This is a genomic window from Nocardiopsis aegyptia, from assembly GCF_013410755.1.
GTDB classification, from domain to species: domain Bacteria; phylum Actinomycetota; class Actinomycetes; order Streptosporangiales; family Streptosporangiaceae; genus Nocardiopsis; species Nocardiopsis aegyptia.
The window spans coordinates 3,775,109-3,798,315 of the sequence record NZ_JACCFS010000001.1; the positions used below are offsets into that span (position 1 = coordinate 3,775,109).

The 23,207-nt window shown below is 70.6% G+C and carries 26 protein-coding genes; 11 read left to right on the plus strand and 15 right to left on the minus strand.

What is annotated here, in order from left to right; translation table 11 throughout:
• Nucleotides 1-4: 4 nt before the first annotated feature.
• On the plus strand, nucleotides 5-961 hold the full coding sequence (locus tag HNR10_RS17030) for an ABC transporter substrate-binding protein (protein ID WP_179829788.1): 957 nt from the start codon (nucleotides 5-7) through the stop codon (nucleotides 959-961).
• 94 nt (nucleotides 962-1,055) lie between these two features.
• Here HNR10_RS17030 and HNR10_RS17035 read toward each other — a convergent pair whose 3' ends face one another.
• The 6 genes from HNR10_RS17035 to purS all read right to left on the minus strand — a co-directional run bounded on the left by HNR10_RS17035 (nucleotide 1,056) and on the right by purS (nucleotide 6,381).
• Nucleotides 1,056-1,295 carry a hypothetical protein gene (locus HNR10_RS17035; protein WP_179824736.1) on the minus strand — a complete coding sequence of 80 codons (240 nt, stop codon included), beginning with the start codon at nucleotides 1,293-1,295 and terminating at the stop codon, nucleotides 1,056-1,058.
• Between the two features lie 176 nt (nucleotides 1,296-1,471).
• Complete coding sequence (gene purL / locus HNR10_RS17040; protein ID WP_179824738.1) at nucleotides 1,472-3,766, minus strand: phosphoribosylformylglycinamidine synthase subunit PurL; 2,295 nt, start codon at nucleotides 3,764-3,766, stop codon at nucleotides 1,472-1,474.
• A gap of 72 nt (nucleotides 3,767-3,838) precedes the next feature.
• Complete coding sequence (locus HNR10_RS17045) at nucleotides 3,839-4,366, minus strand: hypothetical protein (protein ID WP_179824739.1); 528 nt, start codon at nucleotides 4,364-4,366, stop codon at nucleotides 3,839-3,841.
• A gap of 27 nt (nucleotides 4,367-4,393) precedes the next feature.
• Nucleotides 4,394-5,089, minus strand: a complete 696-nt coding sequence (purQ, locus tag HNR10_RS17050) for a phosphoribosylformylglycinamidine synthase subunit PurQ (RefSeq protein ID WP_179824742.1) — start codon at nucleotides 5,087-5,089, stop codon at nucleotides 4,394-4,396.
• Between the two features lie 386 nt (nucleotides 5,090-5,475).
• Nucleotides 5,476-5,949, minus strand: a complete 474-nt coding sequence (locus HNR10_RS17055) for an ATP-binding protein (RefSeq protein ID WP_179824744.1) — start codon at nucleotides 5,947-5,949, stop codon at nucleotides 5,476-5,478.
• 186 nt (nucleotides 5,950-6,135) lie between these two features.
• Nucleotides 6,136-6,381, minus strand: coding sequence for a phosphoribosylformylglycinamidine synthase subunit PurS (purS, locus tag HNR10_RS17060; RefSeq protein WP_053619218.1), 246 nt, complete (start codon nucleotides 6,379-6,381; stop codon nucleotides 6,136-6,138).
• A 303-nt stretch (nucleotides 6,382-6,684) separates the two neighbouring features.
• Here purS and HNR10_RS17065 point away from each other — a divergent pair, with 303 nt between their 5' ends.
• From HNR10_RS17065 to HNR10_RS17080, 4 genes are all read left to right on the plus strand, one after another.
• A complete protein-coding gene (locus HNR10_RS17065) occupies nucleotides 6,685-7,311 on the plus strand; it encodes a sigma-70 family RNA polymerase sigma factor (protein ID WP_179824746.1) in 627 nt (208 codons plus the stop codon).
• Between the two features lie 382 nt (nucleotides 7,312-7,693).
• Nucleotides 7,694-8,809 (plus strand): pyruvate dehydrogenase (acetyl-transferring) E1 component subunit alpha, encoded by a 1,116-nt coding sequence (pdhA, locus tag HNR10_RS17070; protein WP_179824748.1) that lies wholly within the window; start codon nucleotides 7,694-7,696, stop codon nucleotides 8,807-8,809.
• 3 nt (nucleotides 8,810-8,812) lie between these two features.
• Nucleotides 8,813-9,793 carry an alpha-ketoacid dehydrogenase subunit beta gene (locus tag HNR10_RS17075; protein ID WP_179824754.1) on the plus strand — a complete coding sequence of 327 codons (981 nt, stop codon included), beginning with the start codon at nucleotides 8,813-8,815 and terminating at the stop codon, nucleotides 9,791-9,793.
• Between the two features lie 22 nt (nucleotides 9,794-9,815).
• Nucleotides 9,816-11,288, plus strand: coding sequence for a dihydrolipoamide acetyltransferase family protein (locus HNR10_RS17080; protein WP_179824755.1), 1,473 nt, complete (start codon nucleotides 9,816-9,818; stop codon nucleotides 11,286-11,288).
• Nucleotides 11,289-11,763: 475 nt separating this feature from the next.
• On the opposite strand, the gene HNR10_RS17085 is transcribed toward HNR10_RS17080, so the two are convergent.
• The 4 genes from HNR10_RS17085 to HNR10_RS17100 all read right to left on the minus strand — a co-directional run bounded on the left by HNR10_RS17085 (nucleotide 11,764) and on the right by HNR10_RS17100 (nucleotide 14,781).
• A complete protein-coding gene (locus HNR10_RS17085; protein ID WP_179824762.1) occupies nucleotides 11,764-12,381 on the minus strand; it encodes a DsbA family protein in 618 nt (205 codons plus the stop codon).
• A 185-nt stretch (nucleotides 12,382-12,566) separates the two neighbouring features.
• Nucleotides 12,567-13,001 carry a hypothetical protein gene (locus tag HNR10_RS17090; RefSeq protein WP_179824764.1) on the minus strand — a complete coding sequence of 145 codons (435 nt, stop codon included), beginning with the start codon at nucleotides 12,999-13,001 and terminating at the stop codon, nucleotides 12,567-12,569.
• A gap of 169 nt (nucleotides 13,002-13,170) precedes the next feature.
• On the minus strand, nucleotides 13,171-14,100 hold the full coding sequence (locus HNR10_RS17095) for an AEC family transporter (RefSeq protein ID WP_179824766.1): 930 nt from the start codon (nucleotides 14,098-14,100) through the stop codon (nucleotides 13,171-13,173).
• Between the two features lie 183 nt (nucleotides 14,101-14,283).
• The gene (locus tag HNR10_RS17100) at nucleotides 14,284-14,781 is read right to left on the minus strand and encodes an ATP-binding protein (protein ID WP_179824769.1); all 498 of its coding nucleotides are present in this window, start codon (nucleotides 14,779-14,781) and stop codon (nucleotides 14,284-14,286) included.
• A gap of 239 nt (nucleotides 14,782-15,020) precedes the next feature.
• Here HNR10_RS17100 and HNR10_RS17105 point away from each other — a divergent pair, with 239 nt between their 5' ends.
• The 4 genes from HNR10_RS17105 to HNR10_RS17120 all read left to right on the plus strand — a co-directional run bounded on the left by HNR10_RS17105 (nucleotide 15,021) and on the right by HNR10_RS17120 (nucleotide 17,182).
• Complete coding sequence (locus tag HNR10_RS17105; RefSeq protein WP_179824770.1) at nucleotides 15,021-15,842, plus strand: helix-turn-helix domain-containing protein; 822 nt, start codon at nucleotides 15,021-15,023, stop codon at nucleotides 15,840-15,842.
• Nucleotides 15,835-16,029: a DUF397 domain-containing protein gene (locus HNR10_RS17110; RefSeq protein WP_179824772.1), complete on the plus strand. Its 195-nt coding sequence runs from the start codon at nucleotides 15,835-15,837 to the stop codon at nucleotides 16,027-16,029. Before HNR10_RS17105 ends, HNR10_RS17110 begins: the two co-directional genes overlap by 8 nt.
• Before the next feature lie 302 nt (nucleotides 16,030-16,331).
• On the plus strand, nucleotides 16,332-16,748 hold the full coding sequence (locus tag HNR10_RS17115; RefSeq protein WP_179824773.1) for a hypothetical protein: 417 nt from the start codon (nucleotides 16,332-16,334) through the stop codon (nucleotides 16,746-16,748).
• On the plus strand, nucleotides 16,748-17,182 hold the full coding sequence (locus HNR10_RS17120; protein ID WP_179824774.1) for an ATP-binding protein: 435 nt from the start codon (nucleotides 16,748-16,750) through the stop codon (nucleotides 17,180-17,182). Before HNR10_RS17115 ends, HNR10_RS17120 begins: the two co-directional genes overlap by 1 nt.
• Before the next feature lie 129 nt (nucleotides 17,183-17,311).
• Here HNR10_RS17120 and HNR10_RS17125 read toward each other — a convergent pair whose 3' ends face one another.
• Nucleotides 17,312-18,589 carry a PQQ-binding-like beta-propeller repeat protein gene (locus HNR10_RS17125; RefSeq protein WP_179824775.1) on the minus strand — a complete coding sequence of 426 codons (1,278 nt, stop codon included), beginning with the start codon at nucleotides 18,587-18,589 and terminating at the stop codon, nucleotides 17,312-17,314.
• A gap of 251 nt (nucleotides 18,590-18,840) precedes the next feature.
• On the opposite strand from HNR10_RS17125, the gene HNR10_RS17130 reads away from it, so the two are divergent.
• Entirely contained in the window at nucleotides 18,841-19,056 is a 216-nt protein-coding gene (locus HNR10_RS17130) for a hypothetical protein (RefSeq protein ID WP_179824776.1), read from the plus strand.
• On the opposite strand, the gene HNR10_RS17135 is transcribed toward HNR10_RS17130, so the two are convergent.
• From HNR10_RS17135 to HNR10_RS17150, 4 genes are all read right to left on the minus strand, one after another.
• Nucleotides 19,053-21,371, minus strand: a complete 2,319-nt coding sequence (locus HNR10_RS17135) for a serine/threonine protein kinase (protein ID WP_179824777.1) — start codon at nucleotides 21,369-21,371, stop codon at nucleotides 19,053-19,055. The two genes, HNR10_RS17130 and HNR10_RS17135, sit on opposite strands and share 4 nt — an antisense overlap.
• Before the next feature lie 75 nt (nucleotides 21,372-21,446).
• Nucleotides 21,447-21,818: a hypothetical protein gene (locus HNR10_RS17140; protein ID WP_179824778.1), complete on the minus strand. Its 372-nt coding sequence runs from the start codon at nucleotides 21,816-21,818 to the stop codon at nucleotides 21,447-21,449.
• A 14-nt stretch (nucleotides 21,819-21,832) separates the two neighbouring features.
• Nucleotides 21,833-22,126 (minus strand): WXG100 family type VII secretion target, encoded by a 294-nt coding sequence (locus HNR10_RS17145; protein ID WP_179824781.1) that lies wholly within the window; start codon nucleotides 22,124-22,126, stop codon nucleotides 21,833-21,835.
• A 32-nt stretch (nucleotides 22,127-22,158) separates the two neighbouring features.
• Nucleotides 22,159-22,497, minus strand: coding sequence for a hypothetical protein (locus HNR10_RS17150; RefSeq protein WP_179824782.1), 339 nt, complete (start codon nucleotides 22,495-22,497; stop codon nucleotides 22,159-22,161).
• A 335-nt stretch (nucleotides 22,498-22,832) separates the two neighbouring features.
• Here HNR10_RS17150 and HNR10_RS17155 point away from each other — a divergent pair, with 335 nt between their 5' ends.
• Complete coding sequence (locus HNR10_RS17155; protein ID WP_179824784.1) at nucleotides 22,833-23,180, plus strand: hypothetical protein; 348 nt, start codon at nucleotides 22,833-22,835, stop codon at nucleotides 23,178-23,180.
• The last annotated feature ends 27 nt before the right edge of the window (nucleotides 23,181-23,207 follow it).

A 23,207-nucleotide genomic window follows, 5' to 3' on the forward strand; every position in this document is an offset into this window, starting at 1 on the left:
GTTCATGAGGAAGGGTGCCCGGCTGCTGGCGGTCGGTCTGGCGCTGGCGATGGTCAGCTCGTGCGCGGTGCGCACCGACCAGATCGCCCGGGACCCGAACACCGTGCGCATCGCCCTGAACGGATGGGTGGGCTACGAGGCCAGCGCCGAGGTGCTCGCCTACGTCCTGCGCGAGGAGATGGGCTACGAGGTCCAGCTCATGCGGGTGGACGAGCAGCCGTCGTGGCAGGCCCTGGACCAGGGCGTGCTGGACGTGATCGTGGAGAACTGGGGGCACGAGGAGCTCATGGAGCTCTACGGCCCCGAGGGCAACGGCACCGTGGTCGACGGCGGCCCCAACGGCAACGAGGGGGTGATCGGCTGGTACGTCCCCGCCTACATGGAGGAGGAGTACCCGGAGATCACCACCGTGGAGGGGCTCAAGGAGCACACCGACCTCTTCCGGACCGCCGAGACCGGCGACAAGGGCGAGTTCCTGGGCGGCGCGCCCGGGTTCGTCACCCAGGACCAGGGGATGATCAACGCGTTCGACCTGGACCTGGAGATCGTCTACGCCGGGTCGGAGGCCTCCCAGATCACCGAGGTCCGGCGGCGGTACGCCAACGAGGAGCCGGTGCTCTTCTACTTCTACGACCCGCAGTGGCTCCAGGAGGAGCTGGACCTGGTCCGGGTGGACTTCCCGGACTACGAGGAGGGGTGCGCCGACGACCTGTCCAGCGTCCCCTGCGACTACCCGGCCTACGAGCTGAACAAGATCTTCCGGGCCGGGTTCGTGGAGACGGGCGACCCCGCCTACCAGTTCCTCGACAACTGGACGTGGACCAACGCGGACCAGAACCAGGTGGCGCAGATGATCGCCGACCAGGGCATGGACCCGACCGACGCGGCCGAGGTCTGGGTGGAGGAGAACCCGGACGTCTGGCGGTCGTGGATCCCGGAGGGCTTCGAGCCCCTGTCCTGATCCGGATCCGTCCCGCCGGCGCCGGGTCGGGGAGGAGGCTCCCCGGCCCGGCGCCGCGTGTTCGACCTCGGGCCGGACGCCGCGCCGGACGGGTTCAGGGCCGCGGGTGCTCGTAGCGCAGCCGGCGGCTCACCCAGAACACGTTCGCGCAGGCGGCCACGAATCCCACGGCCAGCAGGACGACCAGCCAGGTCTCGCTCGTCCACAGCAGCGCCGCGATCGTGCCGCCCAACAGGACCACGGCCCCGAACACCGCCAGGACCATGCGGAACCCGAGCGCGCTCGCCGGCCGGTCATGGCTGCCCAGCGCTCCCTTCAGCCTGCCCCGTCGCATGGCGTCCCCCTCCTTCGCGTCGCCCCCGGCCCCATCGTCGGCTCCGAGCCCGTCGTCCACCCCCTACCCGCCCCGCGCCGGCGCGCATCCGTGTCTCGGAAACGGGTCCCGGACGCGACGGAGCGGGGGCGCCCCGAAGGCCACCCCCGCTCCGGTCGATCGGGTCCCGCCGGGCCCTACACGCCGTCCATCAGGGCGGGCAGCGCGGACTCGTAGGCGGTCCGCAGCTCCTCCAACGGAATCTGCACGACCCCGCCCGGGTGGGTGACCGCCAGGGCGTCGCCGCCCACCGTGCCGATCTCCGCGACCGGAACACCGTGGTCGGCGGCCAGCGCCAGGAAGGCCTCCTCCTGGCCCGGGCGCACCGCGACCACGGCGCGGGCGGCGGACTCGCTGAACAGGGCGGTGAACGCGTCCCCGTCCACGGACACCCGCAGGCCCAGCCCGCCGCGCAGCGCCGACTCGGCGAGCGCGACCGCCAGGCCGCCGTCGGACAGGTCGTGCGCGGCGGCGGCCAGACCGCGGTCGGCGGCGGTGGCCAGCACCTCGCCCAGCGCGGCCTCCGCGGCCAGGTCCACCCGGGGCGGCAGGCCGCCCAGGTGTCCGTGCACCACGTCCGCCCACGCCGAGCCGCCGAACTCCTCGCGGGTCTCGCCGAGCAGGAACACCCGGGCGCCGTCGGTGTCGAACGCGCTCCGCAGCCGCGTGCGCACGTCGTCGATGACGCCCAGCACCCCGACGACCGGCGTCGGGTTGATCGCCACGTCGCCGGTCTGGTTGTAGAAGCTCACGTTGCCGCCGGTCACCGGCGTCCCGAGCTGCAGGCAGGCGTCGGCCAGGCCCCGGGTGGACTCGGCGAACTGCCACATGACCCCGGAGTCCTCCGGCGAACCGAAGTTGAGGCAGTTGGTGACCGCCAGCGGACGGGCGCCCGTGGCCGCCACGTTGCGGAACGCCTCCGCGTACGCCAGCTGCGTGCCCGCGTACGGGTCCAGCCGGGTGTAGCGGCCGTTGCCGTCCGTGGACAGCGCCACGCCCCGGTGGGAGTCGTCGGCGATGCGGATCATCCCGGAGTCGTGCGGCGTGGACACCACCGTGTCGCCGCGCACGTAGCTGTCGTACTGCTGGGTGACCCACGTCGGGTCGCCCACGCCCGGCGCGCCCAGCACGCGCAGCACCTGCTCGCGCAGCTCCGCGTCGTCGGCCGGCCGCGGCAGCGCCGCCGCGTCGTCGGCCTGGAGCGCGTCCTGCGCCGCCGGGCGCGCGTACGGGCGCTCGTAGACCGGGCCCTCGTCGGAGGCGGTCCGCGGCGGCATGTCCACCACGGTCTCGCCGTGCCAGGTCATCACCAGGCGGCCGCCGCGCTCGGCCTCCTCGGGCGTGACGTCGGTGACCTCGCCGATCTCCGTGGCCAGGATCTGCCACTTCTCGCACACGGCCAGGAAGTCGGCCATCTTGGCGGGCTCGACGATCGCCATCATGCGCTCCTGCGACTCGCTCATGAGGATCTCCTCGGGAGTGAGCCGGTGGTCGCGCAGCGGCACCCGGTCGAGCTGGATGCGCATGCCGCCGGTGCCGCCCGCCGCCAGTTCGGTGGTCGCGCAGGACACGCCCGCCGCGCCCAGGTCCTGGATGCCCACGACCATGTCCTCGGCGAACAGCTCCAGGCTGCACTCGATGAGCAGCTTCTCCATGAACGGGTCGCCGACCTGCACGCTCGGCCGCTTGGCGTGCGACTCGTCGTCGAACGTGGCGCTGGCCAGCACCGAGGCGCCGCCGATTCCGTCCGGGCCGGTGGTCGCGCCGAACAGCACCACCTTGTTGCCCGGGCCGGGGGCCTGGGCGAGCTTGATGTCCTCGTGCTTCATCACGCCCACGCACAGGGCGTTGACCAGCGGGTTGCCGATGTAGCCGGCACCGAAGCCGATCTCGCCGCCGATGTTGGGCAGGCCCAGGCAGTTGCCGTAGAACGAGATGCCCGAGACCACGCCGGGCAGGACCCGCTTGGTGTCGTCGGCGTCGGCCGGGCCGAAGCGCAGCGCGTCCATGACCGCGACCGGCCGCGCGCCCATCGTGAGGATGTCGCGGACGATGCCGCCCACGCCGGTGGCCGCGCCCTGGTGCGGCTCCACGTAGGACGGGTGGTTGTGCGACTCGATCTTGAACGTCACGGCGCGGCCGTCGCCCACGTCCACGACGCCCGCGTTCTCGCCCATGCCCACCAGCAGGGCGTCGTTCTCCGGGGCCTTCTCGCCGAACTGGCGCAGGTGCACCTTGGACGACTTGTAGGAGCAGTGCTCGCTCCACATGACCGAGTAGATCGCCAGTTCGGCGGACGTGGGCCGACGGCCCAGGATCTCTCGGACCCGCTCGTACTCGTCCTTGGCCATGCCCAGTTCGGCGTACGGCTGTGGCGTGTCCGGGCTGCTGTGCGCCGCGGCGACGGTGTCGGGACCGGGGACTTCAGACATGCGTGGTTCCGTTCGGGATGTGCGGTTGTGAGCCGGGCCGTGGCGTCCGCCGACCGGCACGGAAGGTCGTGGTCAGGAGCCCGCCTGGGCGGAGTCGCCGACCATCAGGACCGCCGGGGTCTCGCCGTCCTCGTGCTGGGAGGAGTCGGCGACCATGACCTCCTGGTCGGTCAGGACGGTCTGGTTGAGCGGCACGTCGTCGGGTGACTCCACGCCCTCGGGGAGCATGATCAGCCAGTCGTTGTCCAGGAGGTGGTCGAAGACGTCCTGGACGGTGGCCTCGGTGTCCTCGGTGGGCTCGCCGTCCTCGGTGAGGACGCGCACGAGCCGGACGCACTCCTGCTCCTCGCAGTACACGTCGTCCTCACCGGAGGTGTAGCTCAGGCCGTCGGGGGCCTCGCCGAGGACGGAGACCGCGGGCGGCTCCTCGGGCCGTGGTGCGGGAGCGCCCTCCTGTCCCTGCGGCTGTGCCGTCGGGGGGACCGTCGGGGCGGTCGCGAAGGCCTGGAACAGGCCGGCGGCGGCCGACACGATGAGGCCGACGACGACCACCCCCACCAGGACCGCCATCGTCCTTCGCGAGCGCAGCTGTGCCTTCATCGGATCGTCTCCCGGTCGAGGTGCGGGTCAGGCGCGCACCGGCGTACCGGCGGCCAGTCGGGCGAGGATCGAGGTGAAGAACCCGAGTCCCTCGGTGGAGGGGCCGGTCAGGGCCTCGACCGCGTGTTCGGGGTGCGGCATCAGGCCGACGACGTTGCCGTGCTCGTTGGTGATCCCGGCGATGCCGCGGCGCGACCCGTTGGGGTCCTCGCCGACGTAGCGGACCACGACCCGGCCCGTGGACTCCAGCTCGTCCAGGGTGGCCTCGTCGGCGACGTAGCTGCCCTCGCCGCTCTTGAGCACCACCAGGATCTCCTGGCCCTCGGTGTAGGCGTTGGTCCACGCGGTGGAGGTGTTCTCCACGCGCAGCACCTGGTCGCGGTTGACGAACCGCAGCGAGGAGTTGCGGGTGAGGGCACCGGGCAGCAGGTGGCTCTCGCACAGGATCTGGAAGCCGTTGCAGATGCCCAGGACCGGAAGGGCGCCCGAGCGGGCGGCCGGCACCAGTTCGGACATCAGCGGTGCGAAACGGGCGATGGCGCCGCAGCGAAGGTAGTCGCCGTAGGAGAACCCGCCGGGCAGGACGACCGCGTCCACGCCCTTGAGGTCGGCGTCGGCGTGCCAGAGGGCGACGGGCTCGGCACCCGCCAGCGCGACGGCGCGCGCGGCGTCCTTGTCGTCGAGGGAGCCTGGGAAGGTAACGACACCCACACGGGCTGTCATGAGCACACTCCGGGAAGGCGCATCCCCCGCGGGCGGGGGAGGCATCGGTTGTTCGGCAGGGAGACATCGGTGCCTGCCGTCCTGGGTCGCGCGCCGTGGAGGCCTCGTCGGCTCCACGGAACACGCCCCGGTCGACGGCGCGTCCGCACTCCGCAGCGTACCCGCTCGCCTGTAGTCGGGTACGACGGTCACCCCCGGTCGGGGGGCCTGGCCTGGAGGATCATCCGAATCCGGCGCCCTGGCGGCGGGTGTGCGGTGTGCGACCCGACAGGAGCGGTGGTGTGCGTCACTGCCCGTGCGGACGAACGCCACACCTCGCGCGGACGGTACGCGAGGTGTGGCGAGCTCAGGTGCGGGGGATGGCGGGCCGGGCCCGTCGTGGGCGGTCAGAGCGTCGCGTAGCGCATCTCCGGGATGCGGTGGCCGCCCATCGAGGGACGGTCGCAGCGGGTGATGTGCTTGCGCAGCAGGACCGTGGTGCGCGGCTCGCCGCGGAAGGCGACCTCGTCCATGAGGTAGCGCATCAAGAGAATGCCCCTGCCCGACTCTGCTTCGAGGCCGGGGAGGGGCGGGCGTTCACGGGTGAACCGGGCTGCGAGCTCGGAGCCGTCCGGCGCTCGTCCCGGATGGGACACGCGTAGCTCGCACCAGTCGTCGTCGAGGTCGGCCTCGACCACGTACTCACGAGCGGGCGTTCCGTACTCGACCGCGTTCGCGCAGGCCTCGGAGGAGGCCAGCAGGACGTCGTCCACGCACTCACGGCACAGGCCCGCGCGGTGCAGGAGAGTGCCGAGGACGTCGCGGACGACGGCGACCGTGTACGCCTGGCGAGGGAGGGAGAGCGAGAAAGCGGCGTCCATGCATGCACCTCGCGTGCTCCGTTGTCGTGATCGACTGTCGCTGTAGGGAACCTTCCCGACCCCGGATGGGGCAAAACGAACAGCCGTGTCCGGTAGAGGACACGGCTGCGAAAATCCGGCACCAAGTCGGGTGCGGATCCGGTGGCGGACTCGGCGGCGGTTCCCGCCTCGGATCCGGCGGGAGGGTCAGGCGTCGACGCGGACCTCGAAGTCCTCGATGACGGTGTTGGCCAGGACGGTCTCGGCCAGGCGGCGGACGTCGGCCAGCTTGGCGTCGTCGACCTCGCCCTCGACCTCGACCTCGAAGCGCTTGCCCTGGCGGACCTGAGCGACCCCCTCGAAGCCCAGTCGGGAGCAGGCCCCGGCGATCGCCTGGCCCTGGGGGTCCAGGATCTCCGGCTTGAGCATGACGTCAACCACGACGCGGGCCACAGGGTCCTCCACAAGAAAACGGGGTATGCCGGACTCGCCTGCCACGGAACGGGCGGGCGCCACTCCTGACTGGTCGGAGGGGGCGACGTAAGCGTACGACACGGCGCGGTGCGCCGGGTGCGGACCCGTCCCCCGCCGCCGGCGCCCACCGCCCGGCGGGTTTCTTTACCCGACACTTAACGGGACTGGCGACGCTTTCGGTACGTTCGTGACTCGAATCACTCGGATAGCTGTCATCATTGGAAGCGTGCGGCGGCGTCTAACAGGGTGGAAGTGATCGTCCGGTCGTCCCGAGGGGGAATCTTGGCGACTATCGAATTGGACCAGACCTCCACGACCGGTGAGACCCGTGACGGCGAGCAGACGCTCGACTTCGCCACCGCGGTCACACCGTTCGCCGACCAGCTCTATCCCACGGCCCTGCGGATGACCCGCAACCCGGCCGACGCAGAAGACCTCGTCCAGGAGACGTTCGCTAAGGCCTTCGCCAATTTTCACCAGTTCCGCGCCGGCACGAACCTACGTGCCTGGCTCTACCGGATCTTGACCAACACCTTTATCAACGGTTACCGCAAGAAGCAGCGCGAACCGCGCCAGGAGACCACCGACGAGATCAAGGACTGGCAGCTCGCCGCGGCGGAGGCGCACACGTCCTCCGGCATGCGCTCGGCCGAGAACGAGGTTCTGGACCACCTGCCCGACTCCGACATCAAGCAGGCGCTCGCGCGGCTGCCCGAGGAGTTCCAGGAGGTCATCTACCTCGTGGACATCGAGGGCTACGCCTACAAGGAGGTCGCGGCGCGCATGGGTACCCCGCTGGGGACCGTGATGTCGCGACTGCACCGGGCCCGCCGCCAGCTCCGCGAGATGCTCGCCGACTACGGCCGGGAGCGCGGGATGCGCGTCCCCGCCGAGGCCGCGGCCACGTAACCGCCGTCCGGCCGCGCATGGCCGCCGGCCACGTGCCGCCCGGCCGCGCATGGCCGCCACGCCGCCGCCCGGCATCGCTCCCCGTCGCTCGGGAGCGACCGCCGTCCGGTCCGCGCCGACCGGCTTCCACTCGTTGCGGGAAAGTAGTTGGAAGTCCTTGTATCTGCTAGGAAGCCCTGGTAATCGGGCCGGTCGAACGTCGTGGATCATGGGCCCGACAAGTTAAAAGGTGACGCTGGGGGCTTGCGCTCCCCATAGTGAGGTCTGTCACGATGTGGTGAGGGCTGTCCGCCTCCACCCACCACCCCCGGGTGGGCGGACCGTGATCCGGCCGATCAGCGTTCACCAACGCGAATTCGGCCCCGAGTACCCGAGGAGCGACGTGTCGGATACCACCGCGCACGAGGAGCCGGAGCTCATCCAGCTCCTGACACCAGAAGGGGAACTGACGGGCCACCCCGACTACCCCCTCGACATCAGCGCGGAGGAGATCCGCGCGCTGTACAGGGACCTGGTCCTGGTACGCAGGGTCGACAGCGAGGCCGTCTCCCTGCAGCGCCAGGGCGAACTGGGACTGTGGGCGTCCCTGCTCGGCCAGGAGGCCGCCCAGATCGGCTCCGGCCGCGCGCTCGGCGAGCGCGACATGGCCTTCCCGTCCTACCGCGAGCACGGCGTCGCCTGGTGCCGCGGCATCGCTCCCAAGGAACTGCTCGGCATGTTCCGCGGCGTCACCAACGGTGGTTGGGACCCGCACGAGCACGGATTCCACCTCTACACCATCGTCATCGGCAGCCAGGCGCTGCACGCCACCGGCTACGCCATGGGCGTCCAGCGCGACGGCGCCGTCGGTGAGGACGGCACCGCCGTCATCTCCTACTTCGGCGACGGGGCCACCAGCCAGGGCGACACCAACGAGGCGTTCAACTTCGCCTCGGTCAACAACGCCCCGGTGGTCTTCTTCTGCCAGAACAACCAGTGGGCCATCTCCGAGTCCACCGAGCGCCAGTCCCGCGTGCCCATCTACAAGCGCGCCGCCGGCTTCGGCTTCCCGGGCGTGCGCGTGGACGGCAACGACGTCCTGGCCTGCCTGGCCGTCACCCGCGCGGCGCTGGACAACGCCCGCGAGGGCAACGGGCCCACGCTCGTGGAGGCGTTCACCTACCGGATGGGCGCCCACACCACCAACGACGACCCCAGCCGCTACCGCGCGTCGGCCGAGCTCGACGAGTGGAAGGCCAAGGACCCGATCCTGCGCGTGCGCCGGTACCTGGAGAACAACGGGCTGGCCGACGACGCGTTCTTCGCGTCCGTGGAGACCGAGTCCGAGGCCATCGGTGAGCAGGTCCGCTCCGAGTGCCGTGCGCTGCCCGACCCCGAGCCGCTGGACATCTTCCACGAGGTCTACGCCGAGCCCAACGTCCAGATCGACCGACAGCGGTCCGAGTTCGCCGAGTACCTCGCCTCGTTCGAGGGCGCCGGCGCCGAAGGGGGCCGCTAGGCCATGGGAACCAACCTCACGATCGGCAAGGCCATCAACGCCGGCCTGCGCGCGTCCATGGAACACGACCCCAAGGTCCTGGTCATGGGCGAGGACGTCGGCAGACTCGGCGGTGTCTTCCGGGTCACCGACGGACTGCACAAGGACTTCGGCGCCGACCGCGTCATCGACACCCCGCTCGCCGAGTCGGGGATCGTCGGCACGGCGATCGGCATGGCCATGCGCGGCTACCGCCCGGTGGTCGAGATCCAGTTCGACGGCTTCTTCTTCCCGGCCGCCAACCAGACCTTCACCCAGCTGGCCAAGATGCGCCGCCGCTCGGCGGGCAAGCTCAGCATGCCCATCGTCATGCGCATCCCCTACGGCGGCGGCATCGGCGCGGTGGAGCACCACAGCGAGTCCCCGGAGGCGTACTTCACGCACACCGCGGGCCTGCGGGTGGTCACCGTCGCCAACCCCGAGGACGCCTACTGGATGATCCAGCAGGCCGTCCGCTCCGACGACCCCGTCATCTTCCTCGAGCCCAAGCGGCGCTACTACGAGAAGGCCGAGGTCGACACCGCCGCCCCCATCGAGGAGGCGACCCCGATGGGCGCCGCCCGTGTGGCGCGCCACGGCACGGACGCGACGCTCCTGGCGTACGGTCCGATGGTCAAGACCGCCCTCCAGGCGGCCGAGGCCGACACCGACCACTCCATCGAGGTGGTGGACCTGCGCTCGCTGTCGCCGGTCGACTACCCGACCATCGTGGAGTCGGTCAAGCGCACCGGTCGCCTGGTGATCGCGCACGAGGCGCCGCTGAGCGGCGGCCCCGGTGGTGAGATCGCGGCCCGCGTCACGGAGGAGTGCTTCTACCACCTGGAATCGCCGGTGATCCGTGTTGCCGCTTTCGACACGCCGTATCCGCAGTCTCGTCTGGAGGAGCACTACCTTCCGGACCTTGACCGCGTTCTGGACGGTGTGGACCGGGCGTTCGCGTACTAGGGGATCGGGGAAACCGAAGAACATGGGGATTCAGAAGAGCGCGCCGTCCACGGGCGGCGTGCGGGAGTTCAGACTGCCCGACGTCGGTGAGGGACTGGTCGACGCCGAACTGCTCACCTGGTACGTGAAGCCGGGCGACGAGATCGTCGTCAACCAGAACATCTGTGAGATCGAGACGGCCAAGGCCGTGGTCGAGCTGCCGAGCCCGTACGCCGGGACCGTCCGGGAACTGCTGGTGCAGGAGGGGCAGACGGTGGACGTCGGCACGGTGATCATCACCGTGGACGACGGCTCCGGCGGCGACTCCGGTGACACCGGCGACTCCGGTGCGGCGTCCGACGCGGCCCCGGCCGCCGAGGAGGAGACGGAGAAGCGGGAGAAACCGCTGGTCGGCTACGGCGAGAAGGCGAGCTCCACGCAGCGCCGCGCCCGCCGCCGGCCGACGCCCTCCGGCCCGGCCTCACCGCCCGCGCCCGTCGCCGCGCCCGAGCGCACCACGGCGCCGCCCGAGCCGCCCAGGCCCGCGGCGGAACCGGCCACCCCCGGAGTGGTGGCCGCGCCCGCCGCTCCCGCTCCGGCGTCGGGCCGCCCGCTGGCCAAGCCGCCGGTGCGCAAGCTCGCCCGGGACCTGGGCGTGGACCTGGCGACGGTCACACCCACCGGAGCCGGCGGGATCGTCACGCGCGAGGACGTCCGGGCCGCCGCCGACGCCGCCCAGGCGCCCGAGGCGCCCGCCGAGGCCGAGCCGCGGCCCGCGGCGGCCGGAACGGTGTCCGCGACCGACCGGTCGGCCCGCGAGCGCAGGGTGCCCATCAAGGGCGTGCGCAAGCACACCGCCGCCGCGATGGTGGGCAGCGCGTTCACCGCGCCGCACGTCACCGAGTTCCTCCAGGTGGACGTCACGAAGACGATGGAGGCGGTCGCGCGGCTGCGGGCGCGTCCGGACTTCGCCGACGTCAAGGTGTCACCGCTGCTGCTGGTGGCCAAGGCACTGCTCATGGCGGTCCGGCGTCACCCGGAGGTCAACGCCTCCTGGGACGAGGACCACCAGGAGATCGTGGTCAAGGACTACGTGAACCTGGGGATCGCCGCGGCCACCGAGCGGGGTCTGGTGGTGCCCAACATCAAGGACGCCGACGCCAAGACCCTGCCCGAGCTGGCGGCGAGCCTCAAGGACCTCACCGACACCGCGCGCGCGGGCAAGACCAGCCCGGCGGACATGTCGCAGGGGACCATCACCATCACCAACGTCGGCGTGTTCGGCGTGGACGCGGGCACCCCGATCATCAACCCGGGCGAGGCCGCGATCCTCGCGTTCGGGCAGATCCGGGACATGCCGTGGGTGCACGAGGGCGAACTGGCGGTCCGGAAGGTGACGACGCTGTCGCTCTCCTTCGACCACCGCCTGGTCGACGGTGAGCTGGGCTCCAAGGTGCTGCGCGACATCGGCACGGCCCTGGAGGACCCGGAGCTGACAGCCCTGGCCTGGGGCTGACGGCACTGACCGGGGGTCAACCGCCTTGGCCGGGGCTGACGGTTCCGGCCAAGGCAGCCTCTCCGGTGTCAGGAAGACGAAAGGCCGGGTGTCCCCGAGGCACCCGGCCCAGGGGGCCGGTGTCCCACAGCGTGAACGCAGTGGACACCGGCCCTTTCGCGTGTCCGGACGGACGCCAGGCCCTGGCCGGCGCCGTGTGACTGGAGGAGGACCCGCCCCGCAAGGGGGAGGGGACGGGTCCCTGCCGGTCAGTGTTCCCTGTGCGTCATTTGCCGACACATGACTCATCTACCTTGCTCACGAGGAAATTTCGCGGACGGTTCCGGGCACGGCGGGCCGGCCGGGTCCGCGCCGTTCGTGCTGGTCCGTGCTGGTGCGCACTGCCCTTCGATATCCGAGCGGATGAGTTCGTGGGGTTCACGGGTGCGCGGAGTCGGCGCCCGGCGCGTCATCGGGTGAGCCGGGAGACGGAGAGTCAGGGAGCCCGGAGAGCCGTCAGACGTGCGTCCACCTCGTCGGCGGAGGCGTGTCCGCGGGCGAGCAGGGTGGCGCGGCCGTCCCCGACCGCGATCAGCGTCGGATAGGACGAGACGCCCAGCTCTGCGGCACGCCGGAAGTCGGACTCGGCGGCGGCCTCCGACTCGGGCGACTGGAAGGCGGCGACGACCGCGTCGGCGTCGAGGCCGGACTCCTCCGCCACCACACGGTACGTCTCGGAGTCGCCCAGGTCCCTTCCGTCGACGTAGAAGGCCCGCTGCAGCGCTGCGGCCAGCTCCGCGGCCCGCTCGGGGGCGGCCTGGCGCAGGGCGGCCACACCGCGCGCGGCCCGTTCGGAGTCCAGGACGAACGAGCCCTCGGTGAAGAGGCGGTCGAAGCCCTCGCCGAACTCCGCCCCGGTCAGCTCGGTGACCCTGGCGTTGGCGCTCGGGATGAAGTCCAACTGCCCGAGGGGCGGGCGCCGCTCGCCGGTGAAGAGGCCGCCCGAGACCACCTCCACCGGAAGGTCCGGGTGTCGCCGGGTGATCTCCTTCAGAGTGCCGTTGAAGCCGTAGGACCAGCCGCAGTAGGCGTCGAAGACGTAGACGAGCTGCATGGGGAGAACCTCGCGTGCGTGTGGTGTCCGCCGGGTGCGGACCGTGCACCCAGACTCAACAGTTCCTGACTAGAAAGATATTTCCCCATGTGTGAACCTCGGCGAGGGCATCCAGGGCACCCAGGGCATCCAGAGCCTCCAGGGCCTGGACCCGACCCGGCTCCGGGGCCGGGTCGGGTCCAGCCCTAGACCTCGGACTCGGAGAGCCCGTCGATGACGTCGTCCAGGACGAGCGTCCGGTGCACCGAGGGCATGAGCCGCAGTGCCCGCAGCGCCGGCCGGGTGTCGACGTCCTTGCCGCGCTTGTCCACCGTGCACACCCGCAGGCAGTCCTGCGTGGGGGAGTGCCAGAAGTCCCGTTCGTCGACCGGGGCGAGGCCGTGGGCGGTCGCGGGGTAGGTCTGCGGATGGCCGGGGGTGAACCACTGCGGGACGCGGGCGAGGATGAAGCCGGTGAGAAGGGAGTCGAACACGCCGTCCTCGGCCAGGTCGGCCAGCGCGTCCCGGTCGCCCTCGGATCTGCATTCCTCGCATCCGGCCAGTTCGGCTCGCAGCAGCCATCGGGCACGGGCATGGGCGATGTCGGGGTTCTTCAACTGGCTCGGGTGACGGTGTCCCATAGGGGGAGGGTACGCGGGGAGCGACCGTTCCTGCCGGGCGACCGATTCCTTTGCTGGTGGGGCCTGTAGGACCGATGGGGTTCGTGGGGCAGATGGGATTGAGAGGGCGTCAGGGGTGGCAGGACAACCGGGTCGGCCGACCGGTGTCAGTGTCACCCGGGGCTGGGAGTCATCCGAGCAGGAAGGTGACGGTGAACAGGACGGGGATCGTGAGGAATGTGGTCATCAGAACGACCTCCCGCACCATCACCTCCGACGTTCGGAACAACGTGGCGTAGTTGAAGACGTTCTGGGCGGTCGGAAGGGCGGCCAGCACCACTACCGCGAACAGGGCGGTGCCGTCCAGACCGAACACCAGCGCGCCCAGGAACCAGGCCACCAACGGCTGCACGACCGACTTCAGCGCGACCGCCAGCAGCACCGGTCCGCGCTCGGGCCCGCGTCCGGGCATGCCGCTGCCGTGCAGTGAGATTCCGAACGCCAGCAGCATCGCGGGGACCGCCATGCCGCCGATCAGCTCGAACGGCTCCATCAGCGGCGCGGGCGGGACCCAGCCCGACGCGGAGACGGCCACGCCCGCCAGGGAGCCGATCACCACGGGGTTGCGGACCGGCGTGCCCACCGCCCGCCGCAGCACCGGGCCGAGACCGCGCACGTCGCCGGTGTGCAGGTCCAGGATCGTGAGACTGACCGGGGTGATCACCAGCAGCTGGAGCAGCAGGACGGGCGCGACCATGGAGGCGTCGCCCAGCACGTAGGAGGCGATCGGGATACCCAGGTTGCCCGCGTTGACGTAGCCGGACGAGAGGGCGCCCACCGTGGTCCTGCCGAGGCCCCAGCGCCGGACCAGGCCGAACGTCACGAAGACGGCCGCCACCGCGGCGACGCTGAGCACGGTCACCAGGACGGGGGCGGACACCAGGACCGACAGGTCCGCGTCGGCCAGGATGGTGAAGAGCAGTGCCGGGCTGGCCACGTAGAACGCCAGCTTGGTGAGGACCTCCTTGGCGCCCGGACCGAGGATCGGCAGTCGGCCGAGCATGTAGCCGATGACGACGACGCTCGTGATGACACCGAACCCGATGATGACCCCGGACAAGGGGCGCCCCCCGACAAAAGCTCTGGTCAGACCCTGAAAACGCTATCCAAGACCGGGCCGGGGCGACACGGCGTGGGTCACATATCGGAGGATCGGATCACTTTCTGGGCACGCCGGTCGCCGGTGCCGCCGGGTCCATCGGATGGGCTGGGTGCGCCCGGAGCTCGGGCGGTGCCAGGCGCCTCAGGGGTGCCGAGCGCTCCGGGGGGCTGGAGCCGGACCCTCACGGTCGATCTCGAACCACACGGTGGTCCCGCGCCCCTCGTGCACCACGCCCCACCGGTCCGCCTCCAGCGCGACCAGCCGCAGGCCCAGGCCGCCGACCCGCTCCGGATCGCGCGGTCGGACGCAGGGCGTGGCCGCCTCGTCGCCCAGCGGACCCTCGTCGGTCACCTTGACCTGCACCCGCCCCGCCAACCGGAAGACGGTGACGGTCACCAGCCCGCCGGGGCGTCCGCTGCGCGAGTGAGTGATCGCGTTGGTGAACAGTTCCCCGGCCAGCAGACGCAGCAGGTGGCGCTTCTCGCCGGGCAGACCCGACAGCGACCCCAGGCGGTAGCGCAGCATCCGCGCCTCCTCCGGCACTCCTGCCACGACCACCGCGTGTCCCCTGACCTCCGCCCTGCGGTCGATCACGATCGGCGCGCGGTCCTCCGCGTCGCGTGACCTGCGAGGCAGCATCGGCGGGACGTCTTCCCGCCGTTCGTTCCCCGCGCCGTCCCTGAACGTCTCCATCCGGACCACTGATCCCCTCCGCTTTTTCTCACATCCCGGTCTTCCGGCTGGTCAACACCTTGGAGCGGGCGGGAGCGCCGCGCCAGGGAAAGAACAGGGGTGGCGACAGAATGCCGATTCCGGTTGCGCGGGGTCTCAGGATCGACGGACAATGGTTTTCCCGGTCATTTCTCGGTTGAGGAACGATGCGCATGGACAAGCGCGGCAAGGCCAAGTGGCGGCGGGTCGGTGAGGAACTCACGGCGCTCCGGCAGAGAAAGGGATTGAAACAGACCCAACTCGCACCGGACATCAACGTCGTTCCGGCACATATCTCCGCGTGGGAGCACGGAAAGCGGGGCATGACCGAGGACCAGGCGCTCAGGCTCGACGAGGCGCTCGACGCCAACGGGCGTTTCCACAGGGTGTGGAAGAACGCGAACGCGCCGAAGCAGCTGCCCGAGTGGTACGAGCGGGTGCCGGGCATCGAACGCAAGGTCTCCGAGCTGCGCGAATACCAGTGCCTGCTGTTCCCGGGGCTCATCCAGACCCCCGACTACGCCCGCGTGGCGATCCAGGACGCTTTGCCCTGGTGTTCGCCGGCCGAGGTGGCGCGCATGGTCGAGTCCCGCATGCAGCGCCAGGAGATCCTCTACAAGGAGCATCCCCCGCTCGTCTCCATGGTGGTGGAGGCCTCGGTGCTCAACCGCGTGATGGGCGACCGGACCATCATGGCGGGCCAGTTGGAGAGCCTCCTCGCCCTCGTCGAGGAGGGGCGGCTGCGCTTCCAGAGCATGCCGTCAGAGCCGCAGCGCCACCCGGGGTCGGCGGGTCCGTTCTGCGTCTACACCTTCCCCGACGCCCCGGCTCTGGCCTCCGCCGAGTACGCGGGTGGCGAGGTGCTGATGGATGATCTGGAGAAGGTACAGCAGCGCATGACCATCTTCGGTTTCCTCCAGGCCGACGCCCTGTCGCTGGACGCCACCGCGGAGCTGGTCAGCACGATCAGGAAGAGGATCGATGAGTAGACACGACCACGGTCGGCGCGCGTGGCACACGAGCAGCCACAGCTCCGGTGAGGGCCGCTGTGTGGAGGTTTCGGAGGGGGCCGGTGTGCTGGTCCGGGACACCCAGAACCGCTCCCTCGGCCACATCGAGTACTCCGCCGACGCCTGGACGACGTTCCTGGACGGCGTGAAGGCGTCCCGAGCCTGAGCCCGACCCTCCCTCACCACGGCTGACCGGTCCTCCCGGTCAGCCGTTCTTCGTATCTCCAGAAAAGCCGCAACCCGGACAAATCAATTCCGGGAACTCCAGGTTCCGAATTTTCTTCCCTCGGCCCCTACCTGCGACAACTACCCGCCGCTCGATACTACTCTCCGGTATCGTCGCCATTCCCTCCCCCCACCCCCTAGTCTTTTTTCCAAACCTCCACAAGCGGAGACCCCGCGGCGTTCATCTGCGCCCGGGGCCGTGGCCAGCAACCTCAACCCTTTTAACCAAAGGAAATTGCCGACATGGCTCAGTCTATCCATGCCGTCCTCACCCGTGCCCTGGGCTTCCTCGAAGCCCTCCTCACCCCGCCGCGCGGCCGTCACAGCGCCGCCGCCCTGCGTCGGCGCCGCTCCACCCGCGTCCGCCGCTACGCGCCCCTCCCGGCCCCGCCGGCCGCCCGAGTCCGGCGCCCCGCCTCGACGACCCCTCCCCGCGCGCCCCTCCCGGCCGACGACGTCGCCCTCGTGCGCGGCTACTACCGGGCCTTCGAGGACGAGCGCGACCGCGTCCAGGCCGACGCCGAGGCCCGCCTGCACCGCTGGACCTCCTCGGCGCCAGTCGGAGACCTCCTCGCCCCGGACCCCGACGACCTCGCCGACCTGCGCCGCGTCACCCGCCAGTGGCTCGCCCAGCAGCGCCGTCAGGCGGTGGCGGCCTGATGGGCACCCTCGTCGTCCCCACCCGCACCTGGCCCCACCGCGACTACCGGAGCGACCTCGCCCAGCTCCGCCGCGTCCGCACGGACATCGCCACCGACCTCGCCGACTTCTCCCCCGACCTGGTCGACACCGTCCAGCTCTGCGCCGGCGAGCTCTTCGCCAACTCCGTCAAGTACGCCTATGCCGAGCCCGACCGCATCCGCCTGGTCCTCAAGCAGCGCGACCCGCGCACCCTCACCCTCGTCGTCGGCGACCCGGGCGGCCCCACCGTCCCGCACATCCCGGACCGCACCCCGGACGCCTGGGACTGGGCCGAAGGCCAGCGCGGCCTCCTCCTGCTCGACCGCCTCGCGACCACGTGGGGCCACTTCGCCTACCCCCGCCCCACCCGCCTGGGCACCTGGATCACCGCCCACTTCCCCGTCCACCCGTAGTGCCGGCCCTGCGGGGGCCACCCCCCCAGAGGGGCCGCGGCGCCCGCCTTCTCGGCCGGCCCCAGCGGAGATGTTCTTCATCGGAAGATGGCTATGGCCCGGGGCTGGGTGGCTTCGCTGGTGGATTCGTCAATGGAACCCGACAACGGTGATGCCATCACGGTCCTCTATAGGCGACTCGATCAGCACCACCGCACCCGGCACCAGGATGAACTCCTGGCTCTTCGCGAACTCCTCGGAGGGCACCGCGCCCCGCACGCTCCTCGGCAGGGGGACCTCATGCGTCTCCTCCGCTCCCCACGGGGCCACGGTCAACACACTGTTCCCCGCGACTCCGCCCGAGGGTTCCAACTTCACGAACGCCTCATCCAACGGAAGGAGATAGTCCAGCAGGGACGAGGTCTGCACCGCCTCCGCCGCGGTGGCCGCCACCGTCTCACCATCGAAACCGCGCAGCTCGAAGCCGAAGGTCCGCTCGACACCGGACCTGTTCGAGAGCAAGTACCCCTGGTCCACGGTCCTGGCCAGGAACTGCCCTTCCTCCAGTTCGATCCCGTCGCTCAGCAGCTCCCCGGAGACCGGATCGACCACGACGGTCTCGCGGTACCGGTCGCCCCCTGCGGGCTCCAGCTCCGGGGCACCGTCGTCGATGGCCAGCAGTTCCCCCATCCGACGCACGCCGCCGTCCGCCGCGAGGACGTTGCTCTCCTGACTCGTCATCGACCACAGGACAGAACCGTTCGCCGGGGCCAGGGCGGTCAACTGCGCCTCCCCCGAACCGCACACCGCCCGCACCACGACCGCGCCAGGAAACACCACCGGCCGGTCGGCCCGATCCACCGTAGACTCGCCGCAGGAGAACAGATCCTCCGTGTGCCAGAGCACCTCATCATCGGTGTCCGAACGCATCACGGCGTCCAACTGCGGCTCAGGCGCCAGGCCGAACAGCCCCTCGTCGGTCGCCACCTCCACGTCGAAGACCCCCAACTCCTCGACGTCCCCGGAGATCTCCTCCTCGTGGTCACCGACCACCTCACCGGTCACCCCGTCCAGGACCACACGACGCCCCGGCACCCCGGACCCGTCCTCCTCAGCGTCCCCGGCTGCCTCTGTGTCCTCTTCCCGCTCCTGCGGCTCGTCCGGGAAGAGTATGTGGACCCGTTCCCCCGACGCGGACACATCCGTCCACACCCGGGTCCCCTCCACCCGGTAACTCCACATCTCCTCGCCGGAGGCACCGTCCAAGGCGACGACACCATCCTGCATGCGCAACAGCACGCCTCCGGGCAGCGGGGATTGGGCCACGTTGCCCTCGGCCTTCTCGTCGGACCACTCCCAAGCGTGCTCCGTGACCGTGCCAGGCACCTCCCCCGGGGCCCACTCCCCGTCGAGCGCCTCATGCCGCACCCGTGGGTCCTCCCGCAACACCAACCAGCCCCCGAACACCCCAGCCGCGACCACGACCGCACCGCCTCGCACCCACCACGAACGCCGCAGCAACACGGTCACTCTCCCTTCGGCGTTGTTGTCACTCTCGCCATCGACCAAGCGCCCCAGGGTGAGCGATCGTCTTCGGTAGAGATCTCACAAGGTATCGACGGGCGCGTCGGCTCTCGCGCGCTGGTCGGTGACAGCAGTTCGGGGTGGCCGGGGGCGACGTGACCGGAGTGGACGAGGGCTCTGTCGTGTGGTCGGACGAGGAGGGGACCTTGCTGGGTGTCTGGAACCCACGCACGCGGGGCTACCGGGTTCAGAACATCGAGGGCGATATCCGCGACGTCCTGGAGATTGACGGCGTACGCGTCGTGTCAGGCGTGGTTGCCGCCTCCTTCACCGACCACGCCGGGCGGAGCGGCGTCGTCGTTTTCCACTAGTTGTCGGAGGGGCGGGGGGACGGGGGCGGACTGGGGTCCTCCTCGGCCTCCTCTTCGGCTTCCTCCTCGGCCGCCTCTTCCTCGGCGAGGCGCTCCTGCTCCGCGCGGGTGGCCGCCCGGGTCGTGCACACCTCGTCGGTGGCGGCCGAGGAACCCTCGACCGCGACGACCGTGAAGCAGTACTCGATCTGCGTGTTCTCCGTCATGATCTGCGCCGTCACGACACCGGGGCCGGTACGTGCGAGCGTCGTCGGTGCGTGTCCGCTGGGGCCGCCGAGCACGAAGTACGAGGCGGTGCCACCGCTGTTGTCGGTCCAGGTCAGATTGACGGCACTGAGCGTGTCCTGCAGAACGAGGTTGTCGGCGGCGGGCACTTCGGGCGGGACCGAAGGCTCGACGACCTCGTCGGGTGCGGAGGCCTCCTCGTCCGGGGCGGCATCGGTATCCGCATCGGGCTCAGCCGTCTCCGCCGCCTCGGCCGCCTCGACGGGCGCGGGCTGTGAACCGCTCGCGGCGAAGGCGCTCGCGACACTGGTGGCCACGAGGATGCCGCACGCCGTCACGGCGATGTGCATGTGCTTGCGCCAGCGCGGTTGGCCCCGGTCCGGCTCGTGCAGCGGGGCCCATTCGGGAGTGTCGTCCTGCTCGGCCTGAGCTTCGTCGGCCGGGAGGACGGAGGACTCGGCGGTGCCGCTCCAGCCCTCCAGCCGGGCCCAGGCGCGGAGCGGGGAGACCTCCTCCCCGCGCAGCTTGGCCATCATCAGCTCGGCGGTGCCGCCGGCGTCCGTGGCGGGCAGTCGGCTGCCCGCCTGGTCGTCCGCGGCGGCCGGGTTCTGTGGGCCCCGGAGTTCTCGCGCACTGCCCAACCGCGCCGCGGGCGGACGAGGGTCGCGCAGCGGGGGCTGCGGCTCCACGGGGAGAGCGTAGGGCGCGGGAGGCAGGTTCGGGGGCGTCGCCGGGGGAGCCGGAGTGTGCTGCGGTTCCTGCGGGTACTCGTGCTGCGGGCGCTGTGGTTCCTGCTGGTGCTGCTGCGGTGGCTGTTGCTGCTGCCAGGAGACGGGTGGCTGTGGCCCGCCGCTCTGGGGAACCTGCGGACCCGATGGCGGATGCTGGACGTTCGCCATGGAGGCCTGGGGCCCGGAGGGCGGAAACCAGGCAGTGGTCGGTGGCGCCTCTGCGGCGGCTGCCGGGGTCTGCTGTGCGGCCGGCGGAACCTGGGGCCCCGTCGCCGGGGCTGTCTGGGGTCCGGTAGGCGAGGGGTAGGGGTGAGCCGGCGGAGCCTGGGGGCCCGTTGGGGGAGTCTGCGGGCCGATGGGTGCGGCTTGAGGACCCGTGGGGGCCGCCTGCCGGACTGCGGGTGGCGTCTGCGGACCGGTGGTCGGGAACTGGCTGGTCGGTGGCGTCTGCGGACCGGTGGAGGGCGCCTGACCTCCGGTCGGCGGCGTCTGTGGCCCCGTCGAGGGCGCCTGGCCGCCGGTGTCCGCCGACAGGGTGGCCACCGGGCGGGACGTGCGGGCCTGCTCGAAGGCGGTGGCGAACGCGGCCGCGCTGGGAAAGCGCTCCTCGGGCGCCTTGGCCAGGGCGCGGGTCAGCACCCCGCGGAGCTTGCGCGAGATGTCCTGACGGGGAACGGGGCGGGGCTGCTCGGCGAGCGCCCGCTCCGCGTAGGTCCTGGCGTCGAAGGGGGTGCCGTCCGTGTTCGCGAACGGTGTGGAACCGACGAGCATCGTCCAGATCGTGGACGCGAGCTGGTAGACGTCCGAGGCGGGGGTGCGCGGCTCCCCACGCAGCGCCTCGGGCGGTGCGTGCAGGAAGGACTCGCGGCTCGGGCCCGGCGGCGGAAGTGCCTCGCCGGACCGGTGGACCGAACCGAAGCCGGTCAGGACGGGGGTCCGTCCCGCGCGGAGGACGTTCCCCGGGCAGACGTCGTTGTGCAGCAGCCCGCGCCCGTGCATGGCGCCCAAGGCGGCCGACACACTGCGCGCCACGGCCGCCGCCTCCTGGATGGGGGCGGGGCCCTTCTTCGCGAGCATGTCGCCGAAGGAGCCGTCCGGGTAGAACGGCAGCACCACGAACATCTCGCCGTCGGACGTCTGGCCGGCGTCGAGCAGCGACACCACGCCGGGCACCCCGCTGAGGTCGCGCAGCCAGGCGAGTTCGGCACGCCCCTGCTCCGCGGGCAGGACCTTCAGTACGACGTCGGCACCGCTGGTGGACCGGGTCGCACGGACGATGCGCGCACGACCGCCCTGGCGAAGGACTCCGGTCGTGTCGTATCCGGGAGCCCAGGTCGCGGTGCGGTTGGAGCCGGACATGCGTGAGCGACCCCCATGGTGCTGTGCGTGGACGTGGTGTGGTGGATCAGGTCCGGCCGCGAGCGACGTGGCGCGTCACAGGCGGTCGGACTCCGGCGGAGACCCGAGATCGGGACTCTCGATCATCTGCTGGCCGACTCTGGTGCCCCACCCCCGCTCCTCGTTGACCTCCTGCTGGCGGCCGAAGGCACCGATCAGGGCGATGACGCCGCAGATCAGCGCGATGAGGATGGCACCGCCGATCACCGACGGCCACACGCGCTGACGTCGGCGCCAGTACCGGCTGGAGCCGTACAGGAGAGCCGACCGGAGCTGCCGGTGCCGGAGCGCGTCCGCTTCGAGGACGTACTTCTCCTCGTCGGGCGTGTAGTGGAACGCCTCGGGAAGCTGGGGATCCGGGTCCGGGGGCGCCGGCGTGCTCGGCGAGGACGGGGGTGGGGAGGACATCGGAGCTCAGTCTACTAAAACAGGCTGTCCAGGTACTTGGTCAGCTTGCTGTAGTTGTCCGCGGTGTCGCTGGTCGCGTTGATCATCTTCGAGAACGCGGCGTTGACCTCGGAGAAGTGGGTGTCGAACTCCTGCGCCTTGGCCTGGAAGGCCTCGCTGCCGGAGCCCTCCCACTGGCTGACCGTGGTCTGGGACTGCTCGTCGATCTGGCTCATGATCGCGGCGAAGCGCCCGAGGTGCGCCTGCTGGTCGGCCGCCAGGTTCTGCAGACCGCTGACGTCGCCGTAGACATCGAGATTGCTACCCATGGGGTGGCGCCTTTCTGGGAAGGGGGAGGGGGCTAGGCGTTGACCGGACGGGACAGGCCGCCGAGGTCACTGCCGGCCTGCGAGAAGTCGTCGCTGGAGTCGCTGTCGGTGATGTTGAACTGGGTCTGGCCCTCGTTCAGCTTGATGCCGTTCTGGTTGCACCAGGTCATGAGCTCGTCGAAGCGCTCGGTCAACGAGTTCCGCGCGGCGCGGAAGTCACTGAGGGCCTGGCCCTGCAGCGAGTCGGCGTCGTTGCTCATGTCGTCGATGAGCTGGTTCATCTGCGTGCGGAGACCATCGGACTCCTGCCCGAGCTGCTCACCACCCGTCGACAGACTGTTGACATTTTCAAGACCAGCGTGCTGGGACATCTGGACCCTTCCGGGGAGTGGTGCGGAACACGAGAATGACCCGTCCCCCAAGGTCAGGGTGTTCGACCGGGGGCACATGCGAACACGGGAGGCACGGGAACAAAAACACTAGTAAGGGTGTGACGTATCGGTCAATGCGCATGCACGTGTCGTGATCCGAGGTGCGCTGTGAGAATGCGCTCCGTGTGTCAGGCGAACCTTCGGGTGCCTATGAGCATCACAGGGCGTCAGGGAGCGGAACCCGCCTGTGCGCTACTCTCCCATCCGTACCCCACCGTGAGGGCGAAGGCGGCGGGCCCAGGCCCCCTAGGAACGACCCCCAGGAGTGATCACAGATGGGACATGAGTCGGGCGCCGACGTCACCGACGCGCACTCCGGAGGAGTGTTGGCGGAGAACGCGGCTCTTCGGATCATCGGTGCGTCGGCGGACTTCGAAGACGCCATCGAGGCAGCCAAGGACGCGGCAGGAAAGACGCCTGGGGTGACTGGCTGGTCAGGATATTCGAGCACGCAGGTAGAGAGCATCCGCGACGTCGAAGACCATGCCAGGGACATTGCGGGAAATATCCAGTCCAGCGCCGAGGAAATCTCCTCCACTGACCAGGAGTCGAGTGGCGGTTTCTCCGAGAGCGACGGTGATCTCTCCCGCCCGATCAACCACGGTCCGTACAGCATTTACTGATCCGATCACCCCCGATGCACCAGGACA

Coding starts and splice junctions, on each gene's coding strand:
- HNR10_RS17030 (WP_179829788.1), top strand. CDS start 5: ATGAGGAAGGGTGCCCGGCTGCTGGCGGTCGGTCTGGCGCTGGCGATG.
- HNR10_RS17035 (WP_179824736.1), bottom strand. CDS start 1,295: ATGCGACGGGGCAGGCTGAAGGGAGCGCTGGGCAGCCATGACCGGCCG.
- purL (WP_179824738.1), bottom strand. CDS start 3,766: ATGTCTGAAGTCCCCGGTCCCGACACCGTCGCCGCGGCGCACAGCAGC.
- HNR10_RS17045 (WP_179824739.1), bottom strand. CDS start 4,366: ATGAAGGCACAGCTGCGCTCGCGAAGGACGATGGCGGTCCTGGTGGGG.
- purQ (WP_179824742.1), bottom strand. CDS start 5,089: ATGACAGCCCGTGTGGGTGTCGTTACCTTCCCAGGCTCCCTCGACGAC.
- HNR10_RS17055 (WP_179824744.1), bottom strand. CDS start 5,949: ATGGACGCCGCTTTCTCGCTCTCCCTCCCTCGCCAGGCGTACACGGTC.
- HNR10_RS17075 (WP_179824754.1), top strand. CDS start 8,813: ATGGGAACCAACCTCACGATCGGCAAGGCCATCAACGCCGGCCTGCGC.
- HNR10_RS17080 (WP_179824755.1), top strand. CDS start 9,816: ATGGGGATTCAGAAGAGCGCGCCGTCCACGGGCGGCGTGCGGGAGTTC.
- HNR10_RS17085 (WP_179824762.1), bottom strand. CDS start 12,381: ATGCAGCTCGTCTACGTCTTCGACGCCTACTGCGGCTGGTCCTACGGC.
- HNR10_RS17090 (WP_179824764.1), bottom strand. CDS start 13,001: ATGGGACACCGTCACCCGAGCCAGTTGAAGAACCCCGACATCGCCCAT.
- HNR10_RS17100 (WP_179824769.1), bottom strand. CDS start 14,781: ATGCTGCCTCGCAGGTCACGCGACGCGGAGGACCGCGCGCCGATCGTG.
- HNR10_RS17105 (WP_179824770.1), top strand. CDS start 15,021: ATGCGCATGGACAAGCGCGGCAAGGCCAAGTGGCGGCGGGTCGGTGAG.
- HNR10_RS17110 (WP_179824772.1), top strand. CDS start 15,835: ATGAGTAGACACGACCACGGTCGGCGCGCGTGGCACACGAGCAGCCAC.
- HNR10_RS17115 (WP_179824773.1), top strand. CDS start 16,332: ATGGCTCAGTCTATCCATGCCGTCCTCACCCGTGCCCTGGGCTTCCTC.
- HNR10_RS17120 (WP_179824774.1), top strand. CDS start 16,748: ATGGGCACCCTCGTCGTCCCCACCCGCACCTGGCCCCACCGCGACTAC.
- HNR10_RS17135 (WP_179824777.1), bottom strand. CDS start 21,371: ATGTCCGGCTCCAACCGCACCGCGACCTGGGCTCCCGGATACGACACG.
- HNR10_RS17140 (WP_179824778.1), bottom strand. CDS start 21,818: ATGTCCTCCCCACCCCCGTCCTCGCCGAGCACGCCGGCGCCCCCGGAC.
- HNR10_RS17145 (WP_179824781.1), bottom strand. CDS start 22,126: ATGGGTAGCAATCTCGATGTCTACGGCGACGTCAGCGGTCTGCAGAAC.
- HNR10_RS17150 (WP_179824782.1), bottom strand. CDS start 22,497: ATGTCCCAGCACGCTGGTCTTGAAAATGTCAACAGTCTGTCGACGGGT.
- HNR10_RS17155 (WP_179824784.1), top strand. CDS start 22,833: ATGGGACATGAGTCGGGCGCCGACGTCACCGACGCGCACTCCGGAGGA.